The following is a 24,538-nucleotide window of genomic DNA, read 5'->3' as shown; positions in this document are numbered from 1 at the left end:
GCACCCGGCACATGACGGGTGCGCCACACAGATTTTATTAAGGAAGAACACAATGTTGAAATTAACAGGTAATTTCCTCAGCGGTACGCCCTTATGCGCGTTACAGCAGGGGAAAACCACCCGCTTTAATTATTCACCCTGGGGCACGGCCAGCGAAAAAGACGCAGAGCTGCCGGGTTTTAACGGTCAGCGTCATGATCCCCTCACCGCCGTGAATCATCTGGGAAACGGCTACCGCGCGTACAGTCCTGTGCTGATGCGTTTTACCTGCCCGGACAGTCTGAGCCCCTTTGGGAAAGGCGGGATCAACCCTTATGTGTATTGCGGATCCGATCCCATTAACCACACTGACCCGTCAGGGCACTTTTTCCTGATCACCTTCTTCGCGTCTTTATTCTCCTCGCTTGCTGCCTCTGCCATTCAAACCGTAGGCGCTGCCATCACAGGCGCGGCAGCGGGATTGACGGCCGGTGCTGAAGCGGGTGCGGCGGCGGGTGCAGCCGTCGGGACGGGTGCGGCCATGACGACAGCAGAATTCGCAGCCGCCACGGCGACGGCCTCAACCTCAGCGGCTTTCGCGGGAGTGGGTACTGCCGTAGGAGCAGGTGCAGAAGTGGCCAGCGCAGTCGCCGTAGCCGGAAGCACCGCGGGATTATCAGGATTGCAGGGCGCGGCAACGCTGGGGGTTGTCAATGCCGCGATAGGTACGGCAATTCAAACATCGTCGGTTACGGTGGCCGAAGTGGCGATAGGGCTGGGTGTGGAATACGGAGGCATCGCCGCCTCTTTCTACACCAAACTAGGCAGAAAACTGGCCGAAAATGCCAAAACCGTCACGGCGGAAATGTCCGTCTCTACCCATTATGCGCTGGAACAAGCCATGGCTGCGCAGAACGCCTATTCGCCAGCCGTGGAGCCTTCGCTTTATCTCACGGACATGAATGTGAGTGGTTCACGACTGATGCTCAACACTAACCGGGCCTCCCGTTCAGTTCAGACACCCGATGTACGTAAATCGACCGGTATACAGGGCACGCCTGCGCGGAACACTTATCTTCAGTCTATGGGATACCACCCTTCCCGGTTGCAAACAAAGACTGACGCACAGGGAATTAATCAGACGGCGTCATCTGAAAGTTCAGCCGAAAATGACAGCCAAAACGGGATGATTAAGGCGGCGGGAATTTTTGGCATGAATAACCGCGACCTGCATCAGAAATCCTACAAATCAGCTCACTTTAAAAATGCACCGCAGGCGCAATGATCCTGCGTCACCCCTGGGCTATGACGCCAGCCTGGTGGCAGGAGGAGTAGCCCGTTCATTTTCTTTAAAGGAATATCGACATGTCATTAAAACTTACAGGCACCAGCCCGACCGGATGCACGTTATTAACGACTGACGGAAAAGCCCGACAGACTTTGCATTATGGCCCTTCAGGCAGCACGAATAATCTGCACGAGACTACGCCAGGCTTTAATGGTGAACGTCATGACCCGCTGACCGGCAGCAGTCATTTAGGGAATGGTTATCGCGCCTACAGCCCGGTATTAATGCGCTTTTCCTGCCCCGACAGCCTCAGCCCCTTTGGTAAAGGCGGGATCAATGCCTATGTCTATTGCGAAGCGGATCCGGTCAATAACGTGGATCCGAGCGGGCATGCACTCTTCAGGAAAATACTCACGGCTGTGAATACGGTTCTCGATTCCGTAGAGGAACTCAACGCCGTCCCTAAAGTCGTCCGCCAGGAAGCCAGCATGAGTGCCCTGGAGGCGGAATCTGCCAGTACCAGTGCCACTCAGGTTTCGGAAAGTATACTTAAGAAAACCAAGTCCTCAGCCCTGCGGTTCTTGCACGAAGCAGCGCCGGAAGCGGGTTCTGCACAAAGCATCGCACCGCCTGAAATTCAACTCCCCTCTGGCGCTCAGGAGATTATGCCTCTTCCTGATCCGGCGATGGCTGAAAATCCGGGCATGGTGCGCAGAAAGCTTTTAGGGTCACGTATCCCGAAAAACTATAGCGAGGATTCCATTTATCCTAAGGGCGTGGAATTCGTGAACACGTTCCTGCAAAACCACAATATCGGGCTGAGTGAACACTCACTGGAAAGTATTTCGGATAATCTCGCACGGGTGTATGCGGGTGAAAGAACCCAGTCAGCGGCGTCGCTTCGTGAATTCAGAGGCTTTGCCAAAGACACAGTGGACTATCTCAGGGCAGGAGACGTCAAGAATGCCAGCATCACGGCGGCCGGTTCGGCCATTAATCTGGCCGGCAGCACCCTGTTCCTGCCCATTCTTGACCGAACAACATTCCCTATATGGCAACGTGCCCCTTATGATGCCATGGATTTCATTCAGTAATATTTTCGCATCGGCTTTCATTTATGAAAGCCGACATCACTCATAAGGAAATGCAGTATGAGCGTAGCTGAAGGTGCTAATAATATATTGCAGATGAACCATGAAATCATATTCGCCATTCTGCTGATGTCTGGCTGGGGCGGTATTGTTCGGTACATCATGTTAAGGGTGAATCGTGGTTTAATGCAGGACATTATTAACTGTTTGTTGCAGATTATCGTTTCATGCTTTTGCGGGGCGATGCTGAGTATTATCCTGATTAACAAAAATATCAGCGATAACCGGGTATTAGTATTTGCCGGATTAGGCGGTGTGTTCTCTGGCCCTATTCTGAATATTTTAGGAAAGAAAATTGCGGACTGGGTTGATCACTTCCCGCCAGGGTCAAAATAACCTCCTCAACAGATTAAATGACACGCTTGTGTCTTCATCGAACAATAGTCTTCATCGAACAATAAAGATATGACATATCAGAAGAACCAGAAATCCTGCTAGTATGTCATATTCCAGGAGTTACAGATAATCACGCACTCGGCAAGGCTAATGATGTCTATTAAAAACGTTAACCATCGGGTTTACTTTGATAGCATCAGACAGGATATTTAATGAGTTCACTGATATCCACCCCCCTGTCTTCATCGAACAAATAGTTCACATAAAGAGGAGGGCAAATAATCTTCACTTCGTCTGGAAGATTAAATTCAACAAGAGGGCACTGGCGATCATGGATAAAATGACGTGCAATTTTCCGGGGCAAGACAGCCAGCATATTGCTGTGTTCCAGCGCATGAATGACCCCGCTAATAGAGGACGACATATAGGCTGTTCTGATGTTTCCGGAATAAGGTGCATCAATATACACTTTACCGCCAAACGGGGCTTTCTCAGGCCCCAGCAATCTGTGGCAATAACATACATGTGGCAGCGTATAATACTGTGTCAGGGTGAAATTATCCTGGCTGGCTAAAATACTGCTTGCGCTGCACACAATGACAAAATCGTCAAATACTGCCAGTTTTTGCGTGATCACTCTTTCATGGTGTAGAACAATATTTCCCGCAAGGATATCGATATTTTTATGCAAGAAATGTTGAATCACATCATCATGATCGCTATACCCATGATCTGCGAATTCAATGTTGTCATTTTTGTCAGCCCCAAAGTAATTTTCCAGCACATCCGGGCATATCACCTTCAACGTCGAATAGCCGGACTGTATCAATTCTTTATTCTTTACCGCACTTTCAATAATGAAAATCGCCTTCGAAAAGGAATCATTTATCTCCAGCGCTGCGCGGGTCGGTTTAAGGCCATTGACAGTACGATAGAAAAGTTCTCCACCAAAATGCTGTCGTAGTTTTTTTAGCGATGAACTTACCGCAGAAACCGAAAGATTCAGATTAGTCGCTGCCCTGGATAAATTTCCTGAGACAATCACTTCGTTCATTGTTTTGATCAGATTATAATCAAATTCATCTGTTTTACCGCTCACCATTTCTTACCTCATTATACAAATCAACCTCAGTATAATTAGAAAAAATGCATCATGATCCTCATAAATTCAATGCCCTATTTTTACGGAAATCCTTAAAGCAGCGTCATAACTTACACTATTACAAAACCCGCAGGTTAAATTACCCCTTCGGTAAGACCATTCAGGAAAAATTAAATGCAACAAGTGCCGCTAACATCAAAATACACGCAGAAACAAAAAGAAGAACACGCTTTTCTTTCACTACACTCATTTTCATTGAACCGTTCCCTAAATCTTCGATGATCAGCGTCTTGTTAAAGGCCACACCTTTTTTTGGCACAGTAATAAATAAATCATCGATGCCGATAGTTTTAAGATCTCGCCTGATCAGATACAAGGCCTGGGTCAAACTGGCTTCACTGGTAAACTGACTTCTGTCCCCCCAAATCGCCTGAGACATTTCAATCTTAGTAATAACCTCATCATTAGCATGTAAGAGTATATAGGCGAGGCATTGTGAACGCATACACGTCAGTTTCAGTTTTTTATTGGTATATAATTTTCTTATTTCTTTTGCTGACTCATTGAATATGTATTTATTATCGATCCTGTAATTGGCCATTGAGTTTCCCTCCTTGTGTATTTATGCGTAGTGAATAATTTCCACATCCGCGATGCTATTACATTACCTGTTTTCATTACTATATAAATTTATTTATTATTATATAACATGTGAACTGCCCACTCTAAATACGAGGTATTTAAATCTGACAGGAAGTGATCTTCACTTTCATCTAAATAAGCATATCACTTAGAGATATTCACCTATACAAATAAAAGAACGATAAGTACATATATATTATAAATTTAAATATATCGCATATTTATAAATAAGGCATTAATACATTACAGACTTAATATTAATTGCCGAAATAATCAACACGGCCCTTCATGAACAATACCCCGCATTCTTTACCTTCTCCCGGCAAACACTCAGCGCCAGCTGTCGCAGCCAGCGGTGTGCCGGATCCACTTCTGAACGCGGATGCCACATTTGGGAAATGGTGATTTCGCGGGTTTTCACCGGTAACTCAAAGGTATACAGCGGGTCAGGTCCGGCGATCAGGAATGACGCCGGGATAAGCGCCACCAGGTCGGAGTGTTGTGCAATCGCCAGCGCGGCGGAAAAGCCTGGCACGACGGCTGCGATTTTCCGTTTCAGCCCGACTTCCGCCAGCGCGTCATCCACCGGGCCATAGGTGTTGTTACGGCGTGAAACCACAACGTGCCCGAACGACACATAATCTTCCGCGCTGATCTGCCTGAGCGCCAGCGGATGATCTTTTCTCACCACCCCCATAAACCTGTCGCGGAACAAGGTCTGTAAGCGGATCTCCGGCCCCATGTCGCCTGGCACACCAATCTCAAGATCAACCCGCCCTTCGCGCAACGCGCTTGAGGTTTTTTCGGGTTTTGGCATAAACCGCAAACACACGTCAGGCGCAGCGCTCGCCGCGGCGGCAATCATCGCGGCACCAAACGCCACCACAAAACCATCGTTGGAACGGATCAGAAACGTGCGTTCAAGTCTGGCGATGTTGAAGTCTGCGGAGGAAGGTCGCAACAAGGCGCGTGCTTCAAAGCTGGCGTTTTGGGCCCGCTGGCGTATCTCCTGGGCGTAGGGTGTCAGTACCATAATTCGCCCGGCGCGCACCAGCAGCGGATCGCCGGTGGTGGCGCGCAACCGGCTGAGCGTGCGGCTCATCGCCGATGCACTTAATCCCAGACGTCGGGCAGCACCGGCTACACTTTCTTCAGCCAGAAGCACATCAAGCGCAATGAGTAAGTTCAGATCGGGTTCATTCATTCCGCCATACTAACGCAGCCGTAAAAAGGAGAGAAGGCGTTTGGTGCAGGTATTAAGTGCAGATGCTGCGTCTTCCGCACGCTGTCGCCGGTGGCTATAGTGACCCGACTACACATAACTGAGAGCACAAGCATGATGGAATTATTCTCCGACAAACCGGGCGACGAAGGATTACCAGGCCGCGAACGCGGGCTGGCGATGGCCGCCGTGATGACCATGGCGACCATGGCGGTGTTTGACGGCTCAATGGTGAATATCGCACTGCCGCAGATTGCCAGAGAGATGGGCATCTCAGCGGGGGCGGCGGTGTGGGTGTCGAACGGTTATCTGTTGTCGGCGTCCATGACGCTGGCGATTTTCGCCGCACTCGCCAGCCACATAGGTTACCGGTCGCTGTTTGCCGCGGGCCTGAGCGTATTTACGCTGGCGTCGGCGGGCTGTGCGCTCTCCGGCTCTCTGGATATGCTGATTATCATGCGCGTGCTTCAGGGTATCGGCGCGGCGGCCACGCTGAGTATCGGCCCGGCGATTTTACGCTCTGTTTTTCCTAATCGCCTGCTCGGGCGGGTTCTCGGGCTGAACGCCCTGATGATCGCCACCAGTACCGCCGTCGCACCGGTGCTTGGCGGCACTATTTTGTCTACCCTGAGCTGGCAATGGCTTTTCGCGATCAACATACCGCTGGGCATTATTGCGGTGATCCTGACCCTGCGCGTTGTCCCCTCTAACCCGGCGTTAACCCGTCAGCCTTTTGATGTGGCGGGCGCGATATTATCGGCCATTGCGCTGGGGTCTCTTATCATGGCTGCAGACGTCTTCTCGCGTCCGGATAAAGATGACCTGATCATTGCCCTTCTCTATGGCGCGACCGCCATCGTTTCCGGTGTGGCTTTTATCTGGCGTCAGCGCCGTGCGCCAAAACCGCTGCTGCCGCTTGGCATGTTTGCTTCCAGCCCGTTCACGCTGGCGGCATTGACGTCGCTGGCCTCGTTTATCAGCCAGGGGATCACTTTTGTCGCGCTGCCGTTCCTGTTTCAGAGCGTTTACGGTTACAGCGCGTTTGTTTCAGCCTTGCTTTTCACGCCGTGGCCGCTGGGGATTATTCTGGCCGCGCCGCACGCCGGACGCCTCGCCGACCGCTATCCGGCCGCGATTATTTCAACCGTCGGGCTGGCCATCTTTGCCGCAGGATTACTGTTACTGGCCCGGCTTCCTGCGCAACCAGAGGTGTGGGATATCGGCCTGCGCAGCTTCGTTTGCGGCATTGGTTTCGGCTGTTTCCAGAGCCCGAACAACCGTGAAATGCTCTCTAATGCCTCGCGGGAAAACAGCGGTTATGCCTCCGGCGTACTGGCGATCATGCGGACCTTCGGTCAGTGTCTCGGTGCCGCCTGCGTCGGGGTCATTCTGTCAGTCTATGCCGCCACTAACCTGAGCCAGGAAGCCCATGCGGTACAGCTAAGTTTGTGGGTGGCGGTGATCGCCACGGTGCTGGCGATGGTGTTAAGCGTAACTCGCTTGCGAAAGACCGCTTCTCACCTGCAAAATGGCTGAAAACCGCCACCCGTTAAAGGATAAATTCTATGCTGGAACTCAGACCTAACTGTGAATGCTGCAATACCGATCTGCCACCTGCCGCTGATGCGAGAATTTGTTCGTTTGAATGCACGTTCTGCGTGCCCTGCGCGGGAGAGAAACTTCACGGAGTCTGCCCTAACTGTGGCGGAGAGTTGGTGGCCCGTCCGCGCAGACCCGCCAATAAACTGGCAAATAACCCGGCGTCAACCACGCGGGTTTATAAACCGGCAGGGTGTGCTTCGTAGGGAGAATAAGAATGAGGGGATGAATGAGGGGATGAATGACGCCGGGCACGTGACGCCCGGCGTTGACTGAAGCGATCAGTATTCAATGTTTCGCTGCCTGAGCAAAAATTTCAATCTCTTCACTTCAGTTTCTAAATCAATAATGGCATCCAGCGCCACGTTAATCACCGAACTGATCGGTTTCCCTTTATAGAGGTCTGCTGAGCAAAGTTTTCCATGAGAAGCTTCCAGTAAAATCGAATATGCGTCTTTCTCTGCCATATCAACCTCCCTATTTGAGCAAGCATTAATATTAGCAAGCTAATGATAACCCTGAAATAGGAATGTTCGGAACGTTCGCAATCCCTGAGAAAGCATGTCATAAACGGTATTCTTACCTCGCGCCCGTCGGCCAAAGGGCGGCTGAGAAATCTATAACATGATAATTAAAAGGGATTTTTTATGCCTCGCATCTCGTCTCTGCTTTTCAGATCGGCACTGGTCGGCTCGGTGTTTATGCTTACCGGCTGCCCGCCGCCACCGGATTTAACCCAGTGGCAGCGCCCCCACTCCACGATAGATGATGCGCGTGTGGCGATGGGGCAATGCGGGGTGCCGCTGCCGGGGCCGGAACCTGATTTTACCGATAACGAATCAGTGCTGTATTACCAGTGCATGGAAGCCAAAGGATTTACCTATAAACATGGTTTTCACATTTGTGATGTCTACCAGGACACACCCGCCTGCCGGGCCAAACAGCTTGGGCGCCCTTTGACGAACCAGGAAATCGAATCGCTGCCTTTTGTCGCAGACAGCGGATTACACCCGATCAAACCCGATTCAGGCACGAGGGAATACGAGCTCATCAGCTGGCGTAAAGCCGGTGCCTCGCTGCATTTTTCCCATTCATCGGAAAATGATGCGATTGCGTTACCGGTGATGTACCAGTGTGGCTATCCGAAACCGCTGGGTTCCCGGCTGGCGATGCCGGACATCGGACACACCAAACAACTGCAGGCATGCATGCTGAAAAATGGCTTCGAACCGAAAAAGAAACTCATGCTGGTGTGCCGTAATTACCCGCAACTGGACGGTTGCAGCAAATAACCGTTCACAACACATAAAAAAGCCGGGGCATTCGCTCCCGGCTTTTTTTCTGCTCAGCGGTTTACCACTGGTATTTCACGCCCACCATCCCCTGATAGCCCTGATAGTTATTGTCGCCCCAGGTGCTGCTGACTTGTCCCCAGGTCTGCCATTTCTGACTGATGGAACCGGTCACCCCGGCTTTCACTTCGTAGCGGTTAACCGACGTGGCATTTTCAAAGCGAACCTGATTGAAGTCCACGCTGTCTGATGCCGGTTTGCCGTTGTACCAGTTCACCTCGACGAACGGTTGAGCGCTGTTGAGTTTCACCGTGTTCTGGCGGCTCAGGCGCACACCCATACGGGTTCTGATGCCGTCGTCGCTGTTGGCGTTGATGCGGGTGCCGTTTTGTTCAGTATGTCCGTCGGTTTCGTAGTGGCTGTAGACCAGCTGCGCCTGAGGCGTGACCACCCAGCGGACTTCATCGGATTGTTTCAGCGCGAAGCCATAACCGGTTTCGAGCGAGACATCCGTCCCCTGACTGTCGTAAGACTCCTGCGGCAGGCTGTCGCCGTTGACGTCATTTTTGTACCAGGCGTGCTGGATCCAGCTGTCTACATACGCGCCGCTGACGCGGTCGGCCTGCGCGTACCAGGTGCCGTAAGCGCCGATGCTGTAACCGTTAACCTGCCCTTTGGCCTCGTAGTTGCTGTTTTTCACGCTGGCGTTGCTGCTGGAATGCCCGTATCCCGCCATCAGACCGGCATTGATCTGGTCGCCGTTGACACCGTCAAGCTGATACAAATCGCTGCCGAGCTGCACCAGCGTGGTGTGGGTTTTCTCATCGTACAACCCGCCGTTGCTCTTCTGTTTGGTGTAATCGCCCCCCAGACGGACCCAGCCTTTGGCCGTGTCGGTATCCTGACTGCTGCGCGCCGCGCCCGAACGGTCATAGAGCGTGTGCAGGAACATGTTCTGTGCCGCCCGCTGGTTAGCCAGATAGGCCCCCGGCTCAGGACGATAGGTGTTGGAAGACGGCGTCGGTGTTGGCGGTTCCGGCGTCGGTGGCTCTGGCGGCTGCGGTCCGGTGGTGCCGGATTGCAGATACCAGTCGCCGTTGGCGCTGTTTTTCACCAGCTGATATTCATACGCACCCGCCACCGCACGGCCATTCAGGCTGAACACCCCGTTCGATTGCCCGCCGACATCCACCACCTGGATCCCGGTAGTGGTCTGCGCGCCGCTGCCTCCGGCATTTTTCACCGTCACCTGCGTGGTGCCGGACGTGTCGCCCGCCACCACCAGTTTATCCGTCACCGAGTTATCGCCACCGAGCACGGTTTGCAGTGCCAGCACGCCGCCCCCGATGTAATTGCCGCCGACCGTTAAGGTGTTGCCGACCGCGCCGCCTGCCAGTTGCAGCAGCCCGCTGTTGGTCAGATTACCGCTAAGGTTCAGCACGCTGGCTGCCGCCGAGCCGTAAGCCGAAAGGCTGTTAAGGGCTGCAACGGTTCCGCTGTTGGTGACATTGCCGCTCACGGTGCCGTCGCCGGAAAGCGTTGCGCCCGAAGCCACGCTGACCTCACCGGCCCCGTCCGCCCCCAGTTTTGCCCCGGCCTGCGTGCCGTTACCGACGATCAGCGCTCCGCTGTTGATCGCCGTGGTGCCGGAATAGGCAGGCTGGTAAACCGTCAGAGCGCCTGCGCCCGTTTTCAGCAAACCGCCGGTGCCGGTCACGCTGTTGGCAAGCGTCATGTCGGCGGCATTGTCGATCTGCAACAAACCGTTGTCGGTGATGCCCGCCGTGCCGAGATTCGCCGCCTGCGAGGCGACCAGCGTGGCGTCATTGCCGACGGTGAAATTACCGTTAAAGGCGCTGTTATCCGCCCCGAGGCTGATCACTTCACTGCTGAGAAGCCGTACGGAACCCGCACCCGTCAGCACATTATCCAGCGAGCCGCTGGCGGTCTGGCCGTTGAAGGTGTCGAACGTCAGCAGGTCATTGGCGGCATCCATGGTGATGCTGCCGGTGCCCAGACCCTGCACATTGTTAAGGCGCACTTCCGAGCCGCCGGTGATAAGCGTAGCCGCCGACAGGTTCGGGTTCGCGCCATCAACGGTCAGCACGCTCGGATCAACGATCAGCTGGCCGCTGCCGGTCAGACGCCCGGTGACGGTGCCGCCGTTGGTATCGCCCGCCGTACGCTGGCTGTCCGTGATGGTCAGGGTACCGCCGTTGAGATTCACCGTGGTACCGGCCGCGCTGTTCAGTGCGCCGATGCTCTGCGTTCTGCCGTTCAGATCCAGCTGACTGGTGCCCAGCAGATCCACCGCAGAGGTGTTGCCCAGCGTGTGATCAAAGCCCAGACGCAGGGTGCCGTTGGTGACCGTGGTCTTGCCGGTGTAATCGTTACGCGGGTTGTTGAGCGTGGCGGTTGTCACCACGTCCACGTTCAGCCCACCCGCGCCGGTGATCAGCGCGTGCATCTCGTTACCGCCCAGCGGCGCGCTGGCATCCTGCACCAGAGAAACCTGCTGGCCTGCCAGCAAATCGAGTTTCACCAGGCCGGAGTAAAGGAACAGGCCGGTCTGCCCTTGCAGATTGCTGCCGGTGAGGCCGTAGTTGTAGGTACCGATCCCCACCACGTTGCCGAACTGCGACACATCGGCGGTGGTCGGTGCCAGCACATTACCCAGGGCATCGGTCAGCGTCAGGTTGGCAGAAGACCCGGTATTGCCCTGCGAGAGGATCAGCGGATCGCCAATGATGTCATCCTGCTGAAGCAGAGGTTCGCCGATGGCGTTGGCCGGATCGGGCTGCGTTTCCAGCCCGGCAACCCGAATTTCACCGCCGTTCAGCGCCAGCTGGTTGGTGGTGATCAGCGTGCTGGTGAGCACGTCAAACGCAGCAGTACCACCGTTCAGCGCCAGATTACCGATGGCCTGCGTCCCCGCGCCGACCACGATATTGGCCGACTGGTTTTGCAGCGTGGCGCTGGTCAGCGCCTGCGTGTCCGTGCCGGACAAGGTAAACGCGCCCTGCCCGAGATTCACCAGCCCGGCGAAGGCCGTGCCGCTGTCCGCGCCGAAGGAGAAGCGGTCAACGGCTGTCGCCATCGCAACGTTCATCGCGCCCTGCCCGGTCAGCGCATTATCAAATACAAAATCGCCACTTGCCGGTGCCACGTTAAGCGTGCCGTTGAGCAGCACACTGCCCGCACCAAGATTTTGTTCAGCCGCGACGGTGGAAGTGCTGCCGGAGGCCAGATCCCACACGCCGGTAAATCCGCTGTTATCGCCGCTGATGACGAGATCGGTGGCTGAAATCTGGTTGGTGCCGCTGCCGGTGATCGCGCTGCTCAGGGTGTTACCTGCACCGCTGAGGGTCAGTAACCCGCTGTTATCGATGGCATTGCTGAAATTACCGCCGGTCAGATTGACTGCCAGCGTGCCCGGTGCAGCGATGGTCGCCGTGCCCGTGCCTGCACCCTGAGCGTCGGTCAGCGTCAGTGTGCCCGCGCTGACGGTAGTGCCGCCGGTGTAGGTATTGCTGCTGCCAATGGACAGATTGCCGGTGCCCGATTTCTCGAGCGTACCGCCGCCGCTGACCACGTTGTTGAATGTCCAGTCGGTAGCGGTGTCGAGCACCAGCGCGCCGTCGTTGCTGATGGCGGCGGTGCCCAGATGTTGCGCCGTGGCTGCCGTCAGGCTGCTGTTGATATCGGTCGTAAAGGTGCCGCCAAACCCGCTGTTATCGCCGGAAAGCGTCACCGCCGACGCGCCCTGAATCCCGACCACGCCGTTACCGCTGAGCGAATTCGCCAGCGTGCCGGTTGCGCCGTCAAGCTGAACGCCGGTGGTGGTGCCGTTGAGATTGATGCTGCCGGTACCGAGCGCCGCCACGTCGCTGAGCAGCGCCTGTGCGGTATTATTGAGGATCACCGCCGCACTCAGGCCACTGTTCGCGCCATTCACGGTCAGGGTGCCGTCGTTGACCGTCAGATTACCGGCGCCGGACAGCGTGCCGTCGCTCTGGCCGCCCTGGCTTAGGGTCAGGTTGCCGCCATTAATGTTCAGCGTGGAGCCGCTCGCCCCGCTCAGGCTGCCGATTGTCTGGGTTTTGCCGTTGAGATCGAACCCGGTAGTATCCTGCAATAACAGCTCAGAGGTCGCGCCGAGGGCATTATCACTGCCCGCCACCAGCGTACCGCCGCTGACCGTGGTGGTGCCGGTATAGCTGTTGCCGGCGTTGCTGAGGGTCAGCGTCTGGCCGGCAGAGGCACTGCCGTTGACGTCAAGATTACCGCTGCCGGTCAGCTGTGCGTTGAGCACCGCGCCGGTAGACGCCGAGCCGCTGTCCGTTGCCAGATGCAACGTCTGGCCGCTCAGCAGATCCAGCCCTTTCAGGCCGTAACCGAGATACAGACCGTCGTTGTTCGCCCCGGTAGAAAGCATGAAATCATAGCTGCCGTTGGCAACCGTGGTGCCGCCTTCGGTGATCGCCAGCGTCTGCGGATTATTCACCACCTGCCCGGCGCTGTCGGTCAGCGTCAGCGAGGAAGCATCGCCGGTCACGGTGCCACCGGCGGCGATCAGCTGAGACTGGATCTCGCCGTCATCCTGCGCCAGCAGGTTGACGCCCGGCGAAGGCACCGGATTAGGCAGCCCGCTGGTCACCGGCACATCCACCTGCACGTTGCCGCTGGTGAGCGTCAGGTCGGTGACATTCACGATGCCGAGCGGCGATCCCGGCGGTGTCTGGCCGCTCCAGGCCAGGGTGCCGCCGTTAAGGGTTAAATTACCGATGGTTTGATCTGCTGGGGCGACGGTGGTGACGTTGCCCGCATCAAGCTGCAATGTCGCCTGTGTCAGCGCCGTGGTGTTATCACCTGAGAGTGAGAACTGGCCCTGACCTAATTCGACCGTGCCGGTAAAGGCGCTGCCGGTCGCTGCGCCGAACGCGAAGGTGTCAGTGGTGGCAGCCAGATTCGCCAGCAGCGTACCGTTACCGGTCAGCGCCTGAGTGAAGGTGTAACTGCCGCCGTTCGGCGCATCAATATGTAAAGAGCCTGGCGAGGCGACAGACACCCCGCCGGTGCCGAGCGCGCCGTCACCGGTCAGACGCAGCGCACCGAACACGTTGGTACCGCCGGTGTAGGTATTCGCACCGGTTAAGGTCGCGGTGCCCGCGCCGAGCGCATCCACCCTGCCGCTGCCGCTGATCAGACCCGCGACGGTGAAATCATTGCTGCGGGTCAGTGCCAGGATGCCGTTGTTAGTGATATCCCCCACAATGCTGCCGGTGGTGGTGCCACGGCCCAGGGAGAGCGTTGACGCGGTGTTAATGGTGGTGCCGCCGGTATAAGTGTTCTCGCCGGTCACGTCGATAATGCCCTGCGTGGTCAGGTGGCCGGTGCCGTCGATCACGCCAGCGAGATTCGCCCCTGCGGTAGCGATAATGGTGCCGCCATCGGTGCCCAGCGTGATGTTGTGGTCAAATTCCCCCGGTACACCGATATCAAATGCTGCGTTGTTGTTGATGGTCACACCGCCGGAAGACGCGCCGAGTGCGCCTTCATTGAAGATACTGAGTCGCCCGGCATTGATCACCGTTCCGCCAGAATAGGTATTCACCCCGGCCAGCGTCAGCGTGCCGGTGCCTTCTTTCACCAGACCGCCAGTGCCGCTGATGACCCCGCTCAGCCCGAAATCGCTATTGTTCTGCATGGTGAGTGTGGCGCTGCCGAGCGTGATATCGCCGCTGCCGCCGATGTTCTGCACCTGCTGATCAAAATCATTGAGATCGAACGTCGTTCCGCTGCTGAGCGCTAACGCACTGCTGTCAGCCAGCGCGTTGGCGATGCCGGTTTGTAACGTGCCGCCGGTTAAATGCGTGGCACCGGTGTAGGTATTCACCGCGGAAAGCGTCAGCGTGCCGGTGCCCGCTTTGGTCAGCGATTTTCCGTCCCAAAGCGTGCCATTCGCCGCCTGATCGGCCAGCACCACGTCAACGTCAAAGGTATTGGCGTCCGTCAGGGTAAAGGTCCCGGAGGAAAGCGGTGCGACGGCATTCCATGCCAGCGAGCTGCCGATGCTGTAATCCAGACCGTCGGTGGATTTTTTAGCGTCGTTGATGATGTAATCCGCGCTGCCCGCCCCCACGCCGACCACCGAACCGAAATCACCGGTGATGCCATCAGTGGTGTGAATGACCACGGTGCGCGCACCGTCCAGATCGCTGGCTTTCGCCACCGGACCGCTGGTGTAGCCGGAGATATTCAGCACCGAACTGGAGGCGTTCAGCGTGGCATCGGTGGCAGTCAGCAACGGTGCCGTGCCGCCCAGCGTCACATCCAGCGTGCCGTCGATGACCGCACTGCCGCTGGCCGTCGTTTGGGCATTCGCATCCAGCTGTAAGGTTGCGCCGCTGTCGATATTCAGACCTGCCGCGTTAAACATGCCGTTTTGGGTCAGATGCAGCGTGCCGGCGCTGACGCTGGTGTCCCCGACCGAGTTGGTCAGGCCGGACAGCGTCAGTACGCCGGTACCGGTTTTGGTCAGTCCGCCGGTGCCGGTGAGTTGCCCGTCAAACGTCGTATCGTTATTGTTTTGCGCAGAGAGCGTGCCGGTGCCCAGCGTGATAATCCCCGCGCCGCTCAGATCCTGAACCAGCTGATTGAAATTATTCAGTGCCAGCGTGGCACCTGAAGCAACGGTGACAGTGTCACTGGTGGCAATCGCGTTCTCAATGCCCGTGGTCAGCGTACCGGCCTGCACAGTGGTCCCGCCGGTGTAAGTGTTGGCGGCAGACAGCGTGAGGTTGCCTGCGCCGAGTTTGGTCAGCGATGTGCCGTCCCAGCCGGTGCTGCTGGCGCTCTGATCGGCCAGAACGACGTCTGCGTCAAAGGTGTCGCTGGCGTCTGTCAGCGTAAAATTGCCGGAAGAGAGCGTCGGCCCGGCATTCCAGGTCAGCTCGCTGCCCACGCTGTAGCTGTTGCCGTCGGCGGATTTACGCGCGCTGTTGATGATGTAGTCGACATCGCTCGCCGTGATACCGCTGACCGTGGCGAAGTCGCCGGTGATACCGCCGGTGGTCTGAATGATCACCGTGCGCGCCCCGTTCAGATCACTGGCTTTGGTGGCCGCCACCGGCGTAAAGCCGGTGACCGTCAGCGCGGCGTTGCTGCCCAGAGTGGCGTCTGCGGCGGTGAGCATCGGTGCGCTGCCGCCGAGGGTGACATCCAGCGTCCCGTTCACGGTCGAGGTGCCGGTGGTGGCGATAAGTGCATTGCTGTCGAGCTGCGCCGTGGCACCGGTATCGACCAGCAAACTGGCCGCACTGAACGTACCGGTTTGCGTCAGATGCAAAATACCGGCGGCGATGTCCGCCGCACCCACGCTGTTGCCGCTGTTGCTGAGCGTCAGCGTGCCGGTGCCGGTTTTGGTGATGCCGCCGGTGCCGGTGAGAGTGCCGTCAAACGTGGTGTCGTTGTTGTTTTGCGCGGTCAGGGTGCCGGTGCCGAGCGTGACAGCGCCCGCGCCGGTCAGATCCTGTGCCGTCTGGTTAAAATTGTTGAGAGCCAGCGTGGCGCCGGTGGCCACATTCACCGAACTGCTGGTGGCAAAGGCGTTGTCGGTGCCGGTGGTCAGCGTGCCCGCCTGAATGTCAGTGCTGCCGGTGTAGGTATTCGCCGCCGACAAGGTCAGGTTACCCGCCCCCAGCTTGGTCAGCGATTTGCCGTCCCAGGTTGCACCGTTGGCGGTTTCATCGCCCAGCGCCACGTCAACGTTAAATGCATCGCCCGCATCGGTCAGGGTGAAATTGCCGGTCGCCTGTGCGGTGCCGGAGGTCCAGGCCAGCTCGCTGCCCAGGCTGTAGGTTTTGCTGTCCGCTGAGAGTTTGGCGTCGTTGAAGTAATAATCTACGCCGCTCGGCGTCAGGCCGGTGACCGTGGCGAAATCCCCGGTAATGCCGTTTGTGGTCTGGATGATCACGGTGCGCGCCGTGCTCAGATCGCTGGCTTTGGTGGCGGCGGCCGGGTTAAAACCGGTGACGCTGAGCGCCGAGCCGCTGCCCAGCGTGGCGGTATCCGAATTAATTTTGGCCGTTGAGCCACCGAGCGTCACATCCAGCGTGCCTTCAATATCTGTTGCGCCCGTGGAAACCACCTGCGCCGTGCTGGCAAGCTGCGCCGTCGCGCCGGTGTTCACCGTCAGGCCGGTCGTGGCGAAATCACCAATTTGGGCAAAGTGCAGCGTGCCCGCGTTGACCGAGGTCGCGCCGACCGAGTTCGTCAGGCCGGACAGCGTCAGCACGCCGGTACCGGTTTTGATGAGATCGCCGGTGCCGCTGATTTTACCGGTGAACAGGGTGTCCGCCGTGTTTTGCGCCGTCAGGTCACCCGACCCCATGGTGATGGTGCCTGCCCCGGTCAGATCCTGTAAGACCTGATCGAAACTCTTCATGCCGAGCGTGGTATTCACGTCAACTTCGACCGATTTGCTGGCGGCAATGGCGTCGGCCACGCCCAGGTTGATCGTCCCGCCGGAGATTTTTGTACTGCCTAGGTATGTGTTTACGCCATCAAGCGCCAGAATGCCGGTACTGGTTTTCAGCAGGCTGCCCGAGCCGCCAATCGCGCCGTTGACCGTCCCCGCGCCCACTTGCAGCGTGGTGCCCGCGTCGGTGATATTGACGATACTGTTGGCGGCGGAGCTGAGCGCCGTGACCACATGGGTATTGGCACCGTTGAAATTGAGCGTTTGCGGCCCGGTCACCGACCAGGAGGCCTGCCCCAGTGGCGTATTGACGTCCACAATGTAAGCATCACCGTTGAGGCTCATCGTACCGGTGTAATTATTTGCGGTGCCATTAAACGAGAGGCCGAGCGACTCCGGCGTGTTGTTCTCGGACATGTTGATACTGAAAGTACCGGAACCGGTCAGGTTGCCGTTCATCGCCAGCGTATGGGCACCGTTATCCGCGACATAGTTCAGCGAACTGGTGTTAGACGCGTTGATGTCGCCGTCGAAAATAATGTTCGCCGCAGCAAACTGATCAAATTGCAACGTCGAGTTTGAAAGAGCGATGGGCGCGGTGAGGTTGCCGAAGAGATAACTCACCTCCGCTGGCAGCGCCGTGGCCTGCGAACCGTACATGCGCAAGGTCGACGCTTCCAGCGACAGCCCGCTGGCGGAGAAATTGTAGTTGGTAAACGTCGAGGTATCGCCCAGCTGGAGGATCGCGCCGTTGGTGACGCTGATGGCGCCGCTGCCGAGCGCATCAGTAGCGCCCATACCGTTGAGCGTGCCGGAAGTGACCTGGGTACCGCCGCTCCAGGTGCCGAGACTGGCAAGATTTGTTATGCCAGAGCCTGCCTGAACCACGCTACCGTTACCGTTGATATTTCCACTGAAGGTGCTGGCAATAGCGCGGTTAAACGTCAGGGTGCCGTCGTTGATGACGTCGTCGTTCAGGCTGCCCGTCAGACCACCGTTACCGATCTGCAGTGAGGCGCCGTTGGCAATGGTTGTTCCGCCCTGCCCCGAGTTGCTTAAGGTGCCGGTCACCACGACATTGCCGCTTTGCAACTGGATCGCACCGGCGACCGGTAAGGTCCCGGAGATATCCCAGGTTTTACCCGGCGCATTGATATTCAGTAAATTAACCGTATTGTTATTCACGTAATTACTGAAGGTACCGGTGTCCAGGCTTCCGCCCAGCAGGTTGATGGAGTTATTGACCTGATTCACATCAAACTGAATATCACCGGTAATGGCCGAGCTGGTATTAAGATTAAGAATATTATTGCTGCCGTATAATTTTATCGCCACTCCACCGGTACCATCATCGGGGGTTATTGCCCCGGCATTATTGATGGTGACACCATTACTGTCTTCCGAACTCTGAATAACGGTATGAACGGCCGAAATCGTCGCGCCTTCGTTGTTGGTGAGGGTAAATCCGCTGCCGAAATTCCCCAGCCCGTAAGATGACAAGCCCCCGTTACTGTTCACCAGACCATTATTAATAACCGTAAAATCGCTACCACCATTGAAATTAATACCAAAATCGCCCTGAATTGTACCGTTGTTGGTCACCGTGTTGTTGCTGCTGCCGGTGGCAAAATTGAACCCGGCACCTCCTGCACCCCCGATCACACTGATGCCGTTATTGACGGTGAACGTACTGCCCGTCACCGTGGCATCAGCGTCAATCGCATTCACCGATGCGGTGATATCGCTGGTTACCGTAAAATCCGTCCCCAATGCGCTGGTCACCGTACAGGTGACTGTGCCGGTGTCGCAGCCTGCATCCGCCGAAGGCAAATCGACAGCGTAGGCGTTTGGCATGCCTATCGTGGACGAGATGATGATGATCTTCAGGGCGATATAGAGTTTGTTTAAGGAATAATCTTTTAGCTCACGTTTTCTCTTGTTGGATATAACGGCATGTTGTGTGCTTAGCATAATTCTCTCGCCCTGTATAAGTTCAGTTGTTATCCATGAGGTTTTAATTTTTTCACGTAATAAAATATATCCCCGCACCCTGCACAGCCCGGCGCGAAATAGATCTGCAACAATTCAGATGCCTGAACGGCATGCGGACATGTCACTAAAAATGATGAGCATCTAAGAAGATTCTTAAGTAATTTGCCTTAAGAGTTATAGCTAAACCGTGAAAGATTGCCAGTCTAAAATACGCATACTGTTCAGTGGGCGTGAATAAATTGATATCAGGAAAATATAATTAGGCGGGAAATGATTTTTATAGATTAAATTTATTAATATCACCTTTATAAAAAACTTATATAAAACTGACACAAACCCGCATCCGCCGCCTCATGGTGAGCGGCAGTGCGCGCGCAGAGCGAAAATGTCTCCATGCAAAGTGCGACCGGGTGAATGTTAAGCGGTGTAACTCTTTCAGAAAGTCGGCGGTGCTGACGGGATTCACTCAGGAATACTCTGCGAATCATCCCTTATTTTATGCCTGACCGCCCATAAAAAAAGGCCGCTTTCGCGGCCTTTCACATTTCAAAGCGTATGACGGCTGATTATTTCGCGTCAGCGTCTGGCAGTGCGTAAGCGATGATGTAATCGCCCAGTTTGGTGCCGAACGAACCGTGACCGCCTGCGGCGATAACAACGTACTGTTTACCGTTCACAGAATATGTCATCGGCGTCGCCTGGCCGCCTGCTGGCAGACGGGCTTCCCACAGTTTGTCACCGTTGCTCATATCGAATGCGCGCAGGTAGTTATCTGCGGTCGCTGCGATGAAGAACACGTTACCGGCGGTAGAAATCGGCGCGCCAAGCATCGGCATACCCATTTTGAACGGCAGCGGTAACGGTGAGCTGTCGCGCACGGTACCGATACGTTTTTTCCACACGATTTCGTTGGTTTTCAGGTCAACGCCGGAGATGTAACCCCATGAAGGCTGTTTACAAGGGAAGCCCAGCGGAGACAGGAACGGGTTCAGCGTCACGCCAAATGGCACGCCGTACTGTGGCTGAATGCCCGTTTCAGTACCGGAACCACCCTTATCGTTCGCATCTGGCTCGATAGGGTTGCCCGGACCGCGCGGGATCAGTTTAGACACGAATGGCAGTGCGATAGGGTTAGCGATAGCCACCTGACGGTCAGTGTCCACAGAGATACCGCCCCACTCGAACATACCGAGGTTACCCGGGAACACCAGAGTGCCCTGCTCGGATGGCGGTGTGAAGGTGCCTTCATAACGCAGTTTGTGGAAGATCACACGACACATCAGCTGGTCGTAGATCGTTGCGCCCCACATGTCTTTACCGGTCAGTTTCGCTTCCGGACGGAAAGTCAGTTTGGAGAACGGCTGAGTCGGAGAAACGTGGTCACCTTTCGCTGCGCCTTGCGGAACAGGTTTTTCAGGGGCTTCAACAATCAGCTTACCGTCACGGCGATCCAGCACGAAGATGTTACCGGTTTTGGTCGGTACATAAATCGCAGGAACTTTGTTGCCGCTCTTGTCAGTGATATCTGCCAGCGTTGGCTGTGCAGGCACGTCCATATCCCACAGATCATGGTGAACAGTCTGGTAGAACCACGCCAGTTTACCGGTGGTCGCATTCAGCGCCAGCAGGCCACTCGCGTAACGTTCCATTTCCGGCGTACGGTTGCCGCCCCAGATGTCCGGTGTTGCCACGCCGATAGGCAGGTAAACCAGATCCAGTTTGTCATCATAAGACGCAGGCGCCCATGAGTTCGGGGAGTTCGGCGTGAAGTGCTGACCATCCGCAGGGATTTTGTTCGGTTCAGCCGCACCCGGATCGAAGGCCCACAGCAGTTTGCCGGTTTCCACATCAAAGCCACGGATAACGCCTGAAGGCTCGCGGTTTGAGTAGTTATCGGTAACCGCACCGGCCACGATGATCACTGATTTAGTGATGATTGGCGGTGAGGTTGGCTCGTAGTGACCCGGTGTCGCGTAAGGCATGTTGCCTTGCAGGTTCAGCTCACCGTTGTTACCGAATGCCGGGCAACGTGCGCCGGTTTCAGCGTCCAGCGCAAACAGACGGCCATCGTTGACCGGCAGAATGATACGACGTGAACAGACAGCAGGCGCTGCGCCATTCGCGGCGTTACCTTCCGCCGCTGGCGTCGTCTCATGATAAGACACACCACGGCAGGTTACGTGCTGGAACGTCGGGTTGGAGTTGAGCTGCGGATCGAATTTCCACTTCTCTTTACCGGTCGCGGCATCCAGAGCAAACAGCTTCTGGTGCGGCGTACACAGGTACAGCATGTCGCCGATTTTGATTGGCGTGACTTCGTCAGTGATTTCGCCCGGATCGTTCGGGGTCTTCAGGTCACCGGTACGGAAAGTCCAGGCCACGTCGAGCTTGCTGACGTTTTTATCGTTGATCTGGCTCAGTGGCGAGTAACGGGTACCGCCCTGAGTACGGCCATAAGCAGGCCAGTCACCATCAGGAATGTCGGATTCAGATTTTGCCGGCGCAGAATCCGCCGCTTTAAGGGTGCCGTTGATCACCTGCGGGTCGTTGAAGATGGAGTAACCCAGCACGATCACGGTGAACAGCAGGGATACCGCCAGCGCACCGCGTGCGAAAGCGTTTTTCGCCAGCATCTGGTTGTACACCACCGGCAGCAGGATCCACAGACCTAAGAAGAAGGTGACGTCTAAACGCGGCGTCAGTGCCCAGAAGTCTGTGCCCACTTCCCATACGGCCCACACCGTGGTGCCGAACAGGAAAATCGCGTAGAGCAATAAGGCGGAAGAGCGGCGGCGGTACAACAGCCACGCGGTGACCAGCGAGATAACACCGGCAATAATGTAATAAAGAGAACCACCTAATTTTGCCAGCCAGATACCGCCGACAAGAAGATAAATCCCGCTTAACGCGGCGAACAAAGCGGTAATTATGACGACGATGCGTGATAACGAGGCTTTCGTTTCCATAGTTGATGACCTTACTGATTTTTTATAATCGTCGATTCAGGCGTAAGCCGAATCTTCAAGAACATCCGGTTCTCACCGGGTGTCATTCCTTGCGTGTGCTGCCCGACTTCAAAAAGTGCAGGTCACGGGCAGCACTGCGTGGTTCTACAAACTGAATTTATTCGAAACTGTAAGAAAGCGTCGCCCCGCCACCGTAATTACGGCCAGGTGCCGGTTCGAAGTAACGGCCATTGCCCTCGTTGACGATCACCGAACCGACATAGTTTCTGTCGAACAGGTTATCAACGCGGGTAAACAGGTCGAGGGTCACTTTGTCCCAGTTGAAGCGGTAACCCGCATTCACGCTGGCGACGGTGTAAGCCGGTGCCTGCTCGCTGTTTTCGTCATTCACTTCAATGTCACTCATGTAGCGCACATCGGCGCCGGCGTGCCAGCCATCAACCGGTGCCCACTCCAGTGAAGCGTAGCCCATGTTGCGGGCAATACCCGGAAGTCGGTTGCCCGCTGGCGTACAGTCGCCGGATCCGCAGGTTTCATTACGGAAGGTGGCATCGAGCAGCGTCCAGGCCATCTTGACGCGCCAGTTTTCTTCAAACTGCTGATCTAAAGACAGTTCCAGACCGCGACGGCGGGTTTTACCGGCATTGGTATAACTTGAACGACCCCCGACGCTTTGCGCCACGATCAGCTCATCATCAGTATCCGTCTGGAAGACTGCCGCTGTGACTAAACCGTTGCCCACGCGCCATTTGCTGCCCAGCTCCACGGTGTTGCTGGTGGAAGGTTCCAGCCCCAGGTTCAGGCCAGAGTTGCCGTCGGTGCGGTAGGAGAGTTCGTTGATGGTCGGCGTTTCAAAACCACGACCGGCTGAAATATAGGTGTTCAGCGCAGGGGTCACGGCATAGTTCAGGGACGCCATCGGCAGCAGTTTGTGATAACGGCGCGAACCGCTGTCATCCGGATTGCTGCCGGTAACGTAGTAATCCTGCGAATCAAAACTGACCGTGCTGTAACGCGCGCCGACGTCCAGCGTCCAGCGCGGCGTCAGGTTCCACGTCGTTTGCAGATACGGGTCGAGGTTCCACATGACGTTCTTTTCATTACGACGTTCGTTGCCCTTCACGCCCAGATCGCCCTGACTGTCGAAATTCTCATAACCGAAGCGACGCTCGGTCATGGTTTCATAATCAAGCCCGCCGGTGACCGAGAACGGCACCGAGCCGATTTGATCGTCATGCTTCCAGCGGGTATCCACACCGGAGTATTTACGCTCAAGGACAATCACCCCGCCCGCATTAAGCGGATTTTTCTGCGAGGCGGCCGGAATGGTCTGGTATTGCGTGGTGTGGCGCTCGCCGTGATAGGTCATCAGGCTGAATTCGTCGTTCTCACCCATCTGACGCTGATAGCGCAACCCGACCTGTGTCTGATCCAGCGATTTACGTGCGTTGTACTGATCGGCACGCTTGGCCTGCTTCGGGTCATCGTGCCATTCAGATTCTGTCAGGCCGCCCGGATCGTTGGCATCGACGGAGACGCTGTTAAACATCAGCGTCAGGGTGCTGTCATCATCAATGCGCACGCCCAGTTTGCCGTTGCCGAGATTTTTCTGTGTACCGCTGTGGTCGCGGTAACCGTCAGTGGTAAAACGGGAGCCGGAGATCAGGTAATTCACATCGCCTGCGTGGGTGCCGTCGCCGGTCGCTCCGCTGGCTTTCACGCTGTTACGAAAAGATCCGTAACTGCCGAAATACGTGCCTGCTTCCAGTTTCGCGGGCTGTGAACCGGTCTGGGTATCCACATTCACCACGCCGCCGGAGGCATTGCCGTACAGCGCCGAGAAAGGCCCGCGCAGCACTTCAACGCGCTCAACGGAATTGAGATCGATATTCGACGTCTGACCCTGCCCGTCCGGCATGGTCGCCGGAATACCATCAACGTAAATCCGCACGCCGCGCACGCCGTACATGGAACGGCTGCCGAACCCGCGCACGGAAAGTTGCAGGTCCTGCGCATAGTTCTGGCGGTTCTGCACCTGTAAACCCGGCACGCTGCCGAGGCTTTCGGAGAGATTGACCTGCGCTTTGCTGTTTCTGAAATCGTCGCCGTCGATCACGCTGACCGCTGCCGGGGTGTCCAGCTCGGACAGGCCACCGGTGCCCTGTTTTTTGATGATCATCAGTGAAGATGAGTCGGAGGCGTCGTCAGTGTCACTTTTCGGCGTATCGGTAGCAGAGAGTGCGTAACTGACTGAAACCGGGCTACAAAATGACAAAAAGGTGATGATAAAAGCAGAGGTTTTGGCGTTCACTTTAGGCGTTCTTTTTCTGTTAGCTAAAAGTGCGAGCGGAGAGCCGCGTTAAAATACGATGCACATCTCACTTTTAGACTTTAGGAGTAGACAAAAAACCATCAATCTGATGGAGAATCAGGAAGGCGCTAACTATAGTTATTTTCTTCCTGTTAGTACATACGCAACTTTACAAATAT

At 55.9% G+C, this 24,538-nt stretch carries 12 protein-coding genes and 1 pseudogene; 6 read left to right on the top strand and 7 right to left on the bottom strand.

Annotated features, from left to right (window positions below; genetic code table 11):
* Positions 1 to 52 precede the first annotated feature (52 nt).
* The 3 genes and pseudogenes from ACO0U8_RS16095 to ACO0U8_RS16085 all read left to right on the top strand — a co-directional run bounded on the left by ACO0U8_RS16095 (position 53) and on the right by ACO0U8_RS16085 (position 2,754).
* Positions 53 to 1,264, top strand: coding sequence for an RHS repeat-associated core domain-containing protein (locus ACO0U8_RS16095; protein ID WP_421671230.1), 1,212 nt, complete (start codon positions 53 to 55; stop codon positions 1,262 to 1,264).
* 203 nt (positions 1,265 to 1,467) lie between these two features.
* A pseudogene (locus ACO0U8_RS16090) lies at positions 1,468 to 1,663 on the top strand (RHS repeat-associated core domain-containing protein); the annotation flags it as partial.
* 755 nt (positions 1,664 to 2,418) lie between these two features.
* Positions 2,419 to 2,754 carry a phage holin family protein gene (locus ACO0U8_RS16085; protein WP_217203153.1) on the top strand — a complete coding sequence of 112 codons (336 nt, stop codon included), beginning with the start codon at positions 2,419 to 2,421 and terminating at the stop codon, positions 2,752 to 2,754.
* Positions 2,755 to 2,950: 196 nt separating this feature from the next.
* On the opposite strand, the gene ACO0U8_RS16080 is transcribed toward ACO0U8_RS16085, so the two are convergent.
* The 3 genes from ACO0U8_RS16080 to ACO0U8_RS16070 all read right to left on the bottom strand — a co-directional run bounded on the left by ACO0U8_RS16080 (position 2,951) and on the right by ACO0U8_RS16070 (position 5,702).
* Positions 2,951 to 3,856, bottom strand: a complete 906-nt coding sequence (locus ACO0U8_RS16080; RefSeq protein WP_421671229.1) for a LysR family transcriptional regulator — start codon at positions 3,854 to 3,856, stop codon at positions 2,951 to 2,953.
* A gap of 160 nt (positions 3,857 to 4,016) precedes the next feature.
* Positions 4,017 to 4,457, bottom strand: a complete 441-nt coding sequence (locus ACO0U8_RS16075) for a winged helix-turn-helix domain-containing protein (RefSeq protein WP_421671228.1) — start codon at positions 4,455 to 4,457, stop codon at positions 4,017 to 4,019.
* Between the two features lie 327 nt (positions 4,458 to 4,784).
* Entirely contained in the window at positions 4,785 to 5,702 is a 918-nt protein-coding gene (locus ACO0U8_RS16070) for a LysR family transcriptional regulator (RefSeq protein WP_421671227.1), read from the bottom strand.
* Positions 5,703 to 5,834: 132 nt separating this feature from the next.
* Between ACO0U8_RS16070 and ACO0U8_RS16065 the strand changes: the two genes are divergently transcribed.
* Both ACO0U8_RS16065 and ACO0U8_RS16060 read left to right on the top strand, forming a co-directional pair.
* Positions 5,835 to 7,256: an MFS transporter gene (locus tag ACO0U8_RS16065; protein WP_421671226.1), complete on the top strand. Its 1,422-nt coding sequence runs from the start codon at positions 5,835 to 5,837 to the stop codon at positions 7,254 to 7,256.
* Between the two features lie 29 nt (positions 7,257 to 7,285).
* Positions 7,286 to 7,525, top strand: a complete 240-nt coding sequence (locus ACO0U8_RS16060) for a DUF1272 domain-containing protein (RefSeq protein WP_421671225.1) — start codon at positions 7,286 to 7,288, stop codon at positions 7,523 to 7,525.
* Between the two features lie 75 nt (positions 7,526 to 7,600).
* Here the strand turns inward: ACO0U8_RS16060 and ACO0U8_RS16055 are convergent, their stop codons facing one another.
* Complete coding sequence (locus ACO0U8_RS16055) at positions 7,601 to 7,786, bottom strand: hypothetical protein (protein ID WP_056779822.1); 186 nt, start codon at positions 7,784 to 7,786, stop codon at positions 7,601 to 7,603.
* A 180-nt stretch (positions 7,787 to 7,966) separates the two neighbouring features.
* Here ACO0U8_RS16055 and ACO0U8_RS16050 point away from each other — a divergent pair, with 180 nt between their 5' ends.
* Complete coding sequence (locus ACO0U8_RS16050) at positions 7,967 to 8,611, top strand: hypothetical protein (RefSeq protein WP_421671224.1); 645 nt, start codon at positions 7,967 to 7,969, stop codon at positions 8,609 to 8,611.
* A gap of 61 nt (positions 8,612 to 8,672) precedes the next feature.
* On the opposite strand, the gene ACO0U8_RS16045 is transcribed toward ACO0U8_RS16050, so the two are convergent.
* The 3 genes from ACO0U8_RS16045 to pqqU all read right to left on the bottom strand — a co-directional run bounded on the left by ACO0U8_RS16045 (position 8,673) and on the right by pqqU (position 24,359).
* The gene (locus ACO0U8_RS16045) at positions 8,673 to 19,061 is read right to left on the bottom strand and encodes an autotransporter outer membrane beta-barrel domain-containing protein (protein WP_421671223.1); all 10,389 of its coding nucleotides are present in this window, start codon (positions 19,059 to 19,061) and stop codon (positions 8,673 to 8,675) included.
* A 587-nt stretch (positions 19,062 to 19,648) separates the two neighbouring features.
* Positions 19,649 to 22,048 carry a glucose/quinate/shikimate family membrane-bound PQQ-dependent dehydrogenase gene (locus ACO0U8_RS16040; protein WP_421671222.1) on the bottom strand — a complete coding sequence of 800 codons (2,400 nt, stop codon included), beginning with the start codon at positions 22,046 to 22,048 and terminating at the stop codon, positions 19,649 to 19,651.
* 157 nt (positions 22,049 to 22,205) lie between these two features.
* Positions 22,206 to 24,359: a TonB-dependent receptor PqqU gene (gene pqqU / locus ACO0U8_RS16035; RefSeq protein WP_421671221.1), complete on the bottom strand. Its 2,154-nt coding sequence runs from the start codon at positions 24,357 to 24,359 to the stop codon at positions 22,206 to 22,208.
* Between the last annotated feature and the right edge of the window lie 179 nt (positions 24,360 to 24,538).

This window comes from Rahnella sp. EDr1-12, from assembly GCF_049206505.1.
Classification (GTDB): domain Bacteria; phylum Pseudomonadota; class Gammaproteobacteria; order Enterobacterales; family Enterobacteriaceae; genus Rahnella; species Rahnella rivi.
Note: the sequence above shows the minus strand (reverse complement) of the source record. Positions and strands in the feature narration are given on the sequence as shown.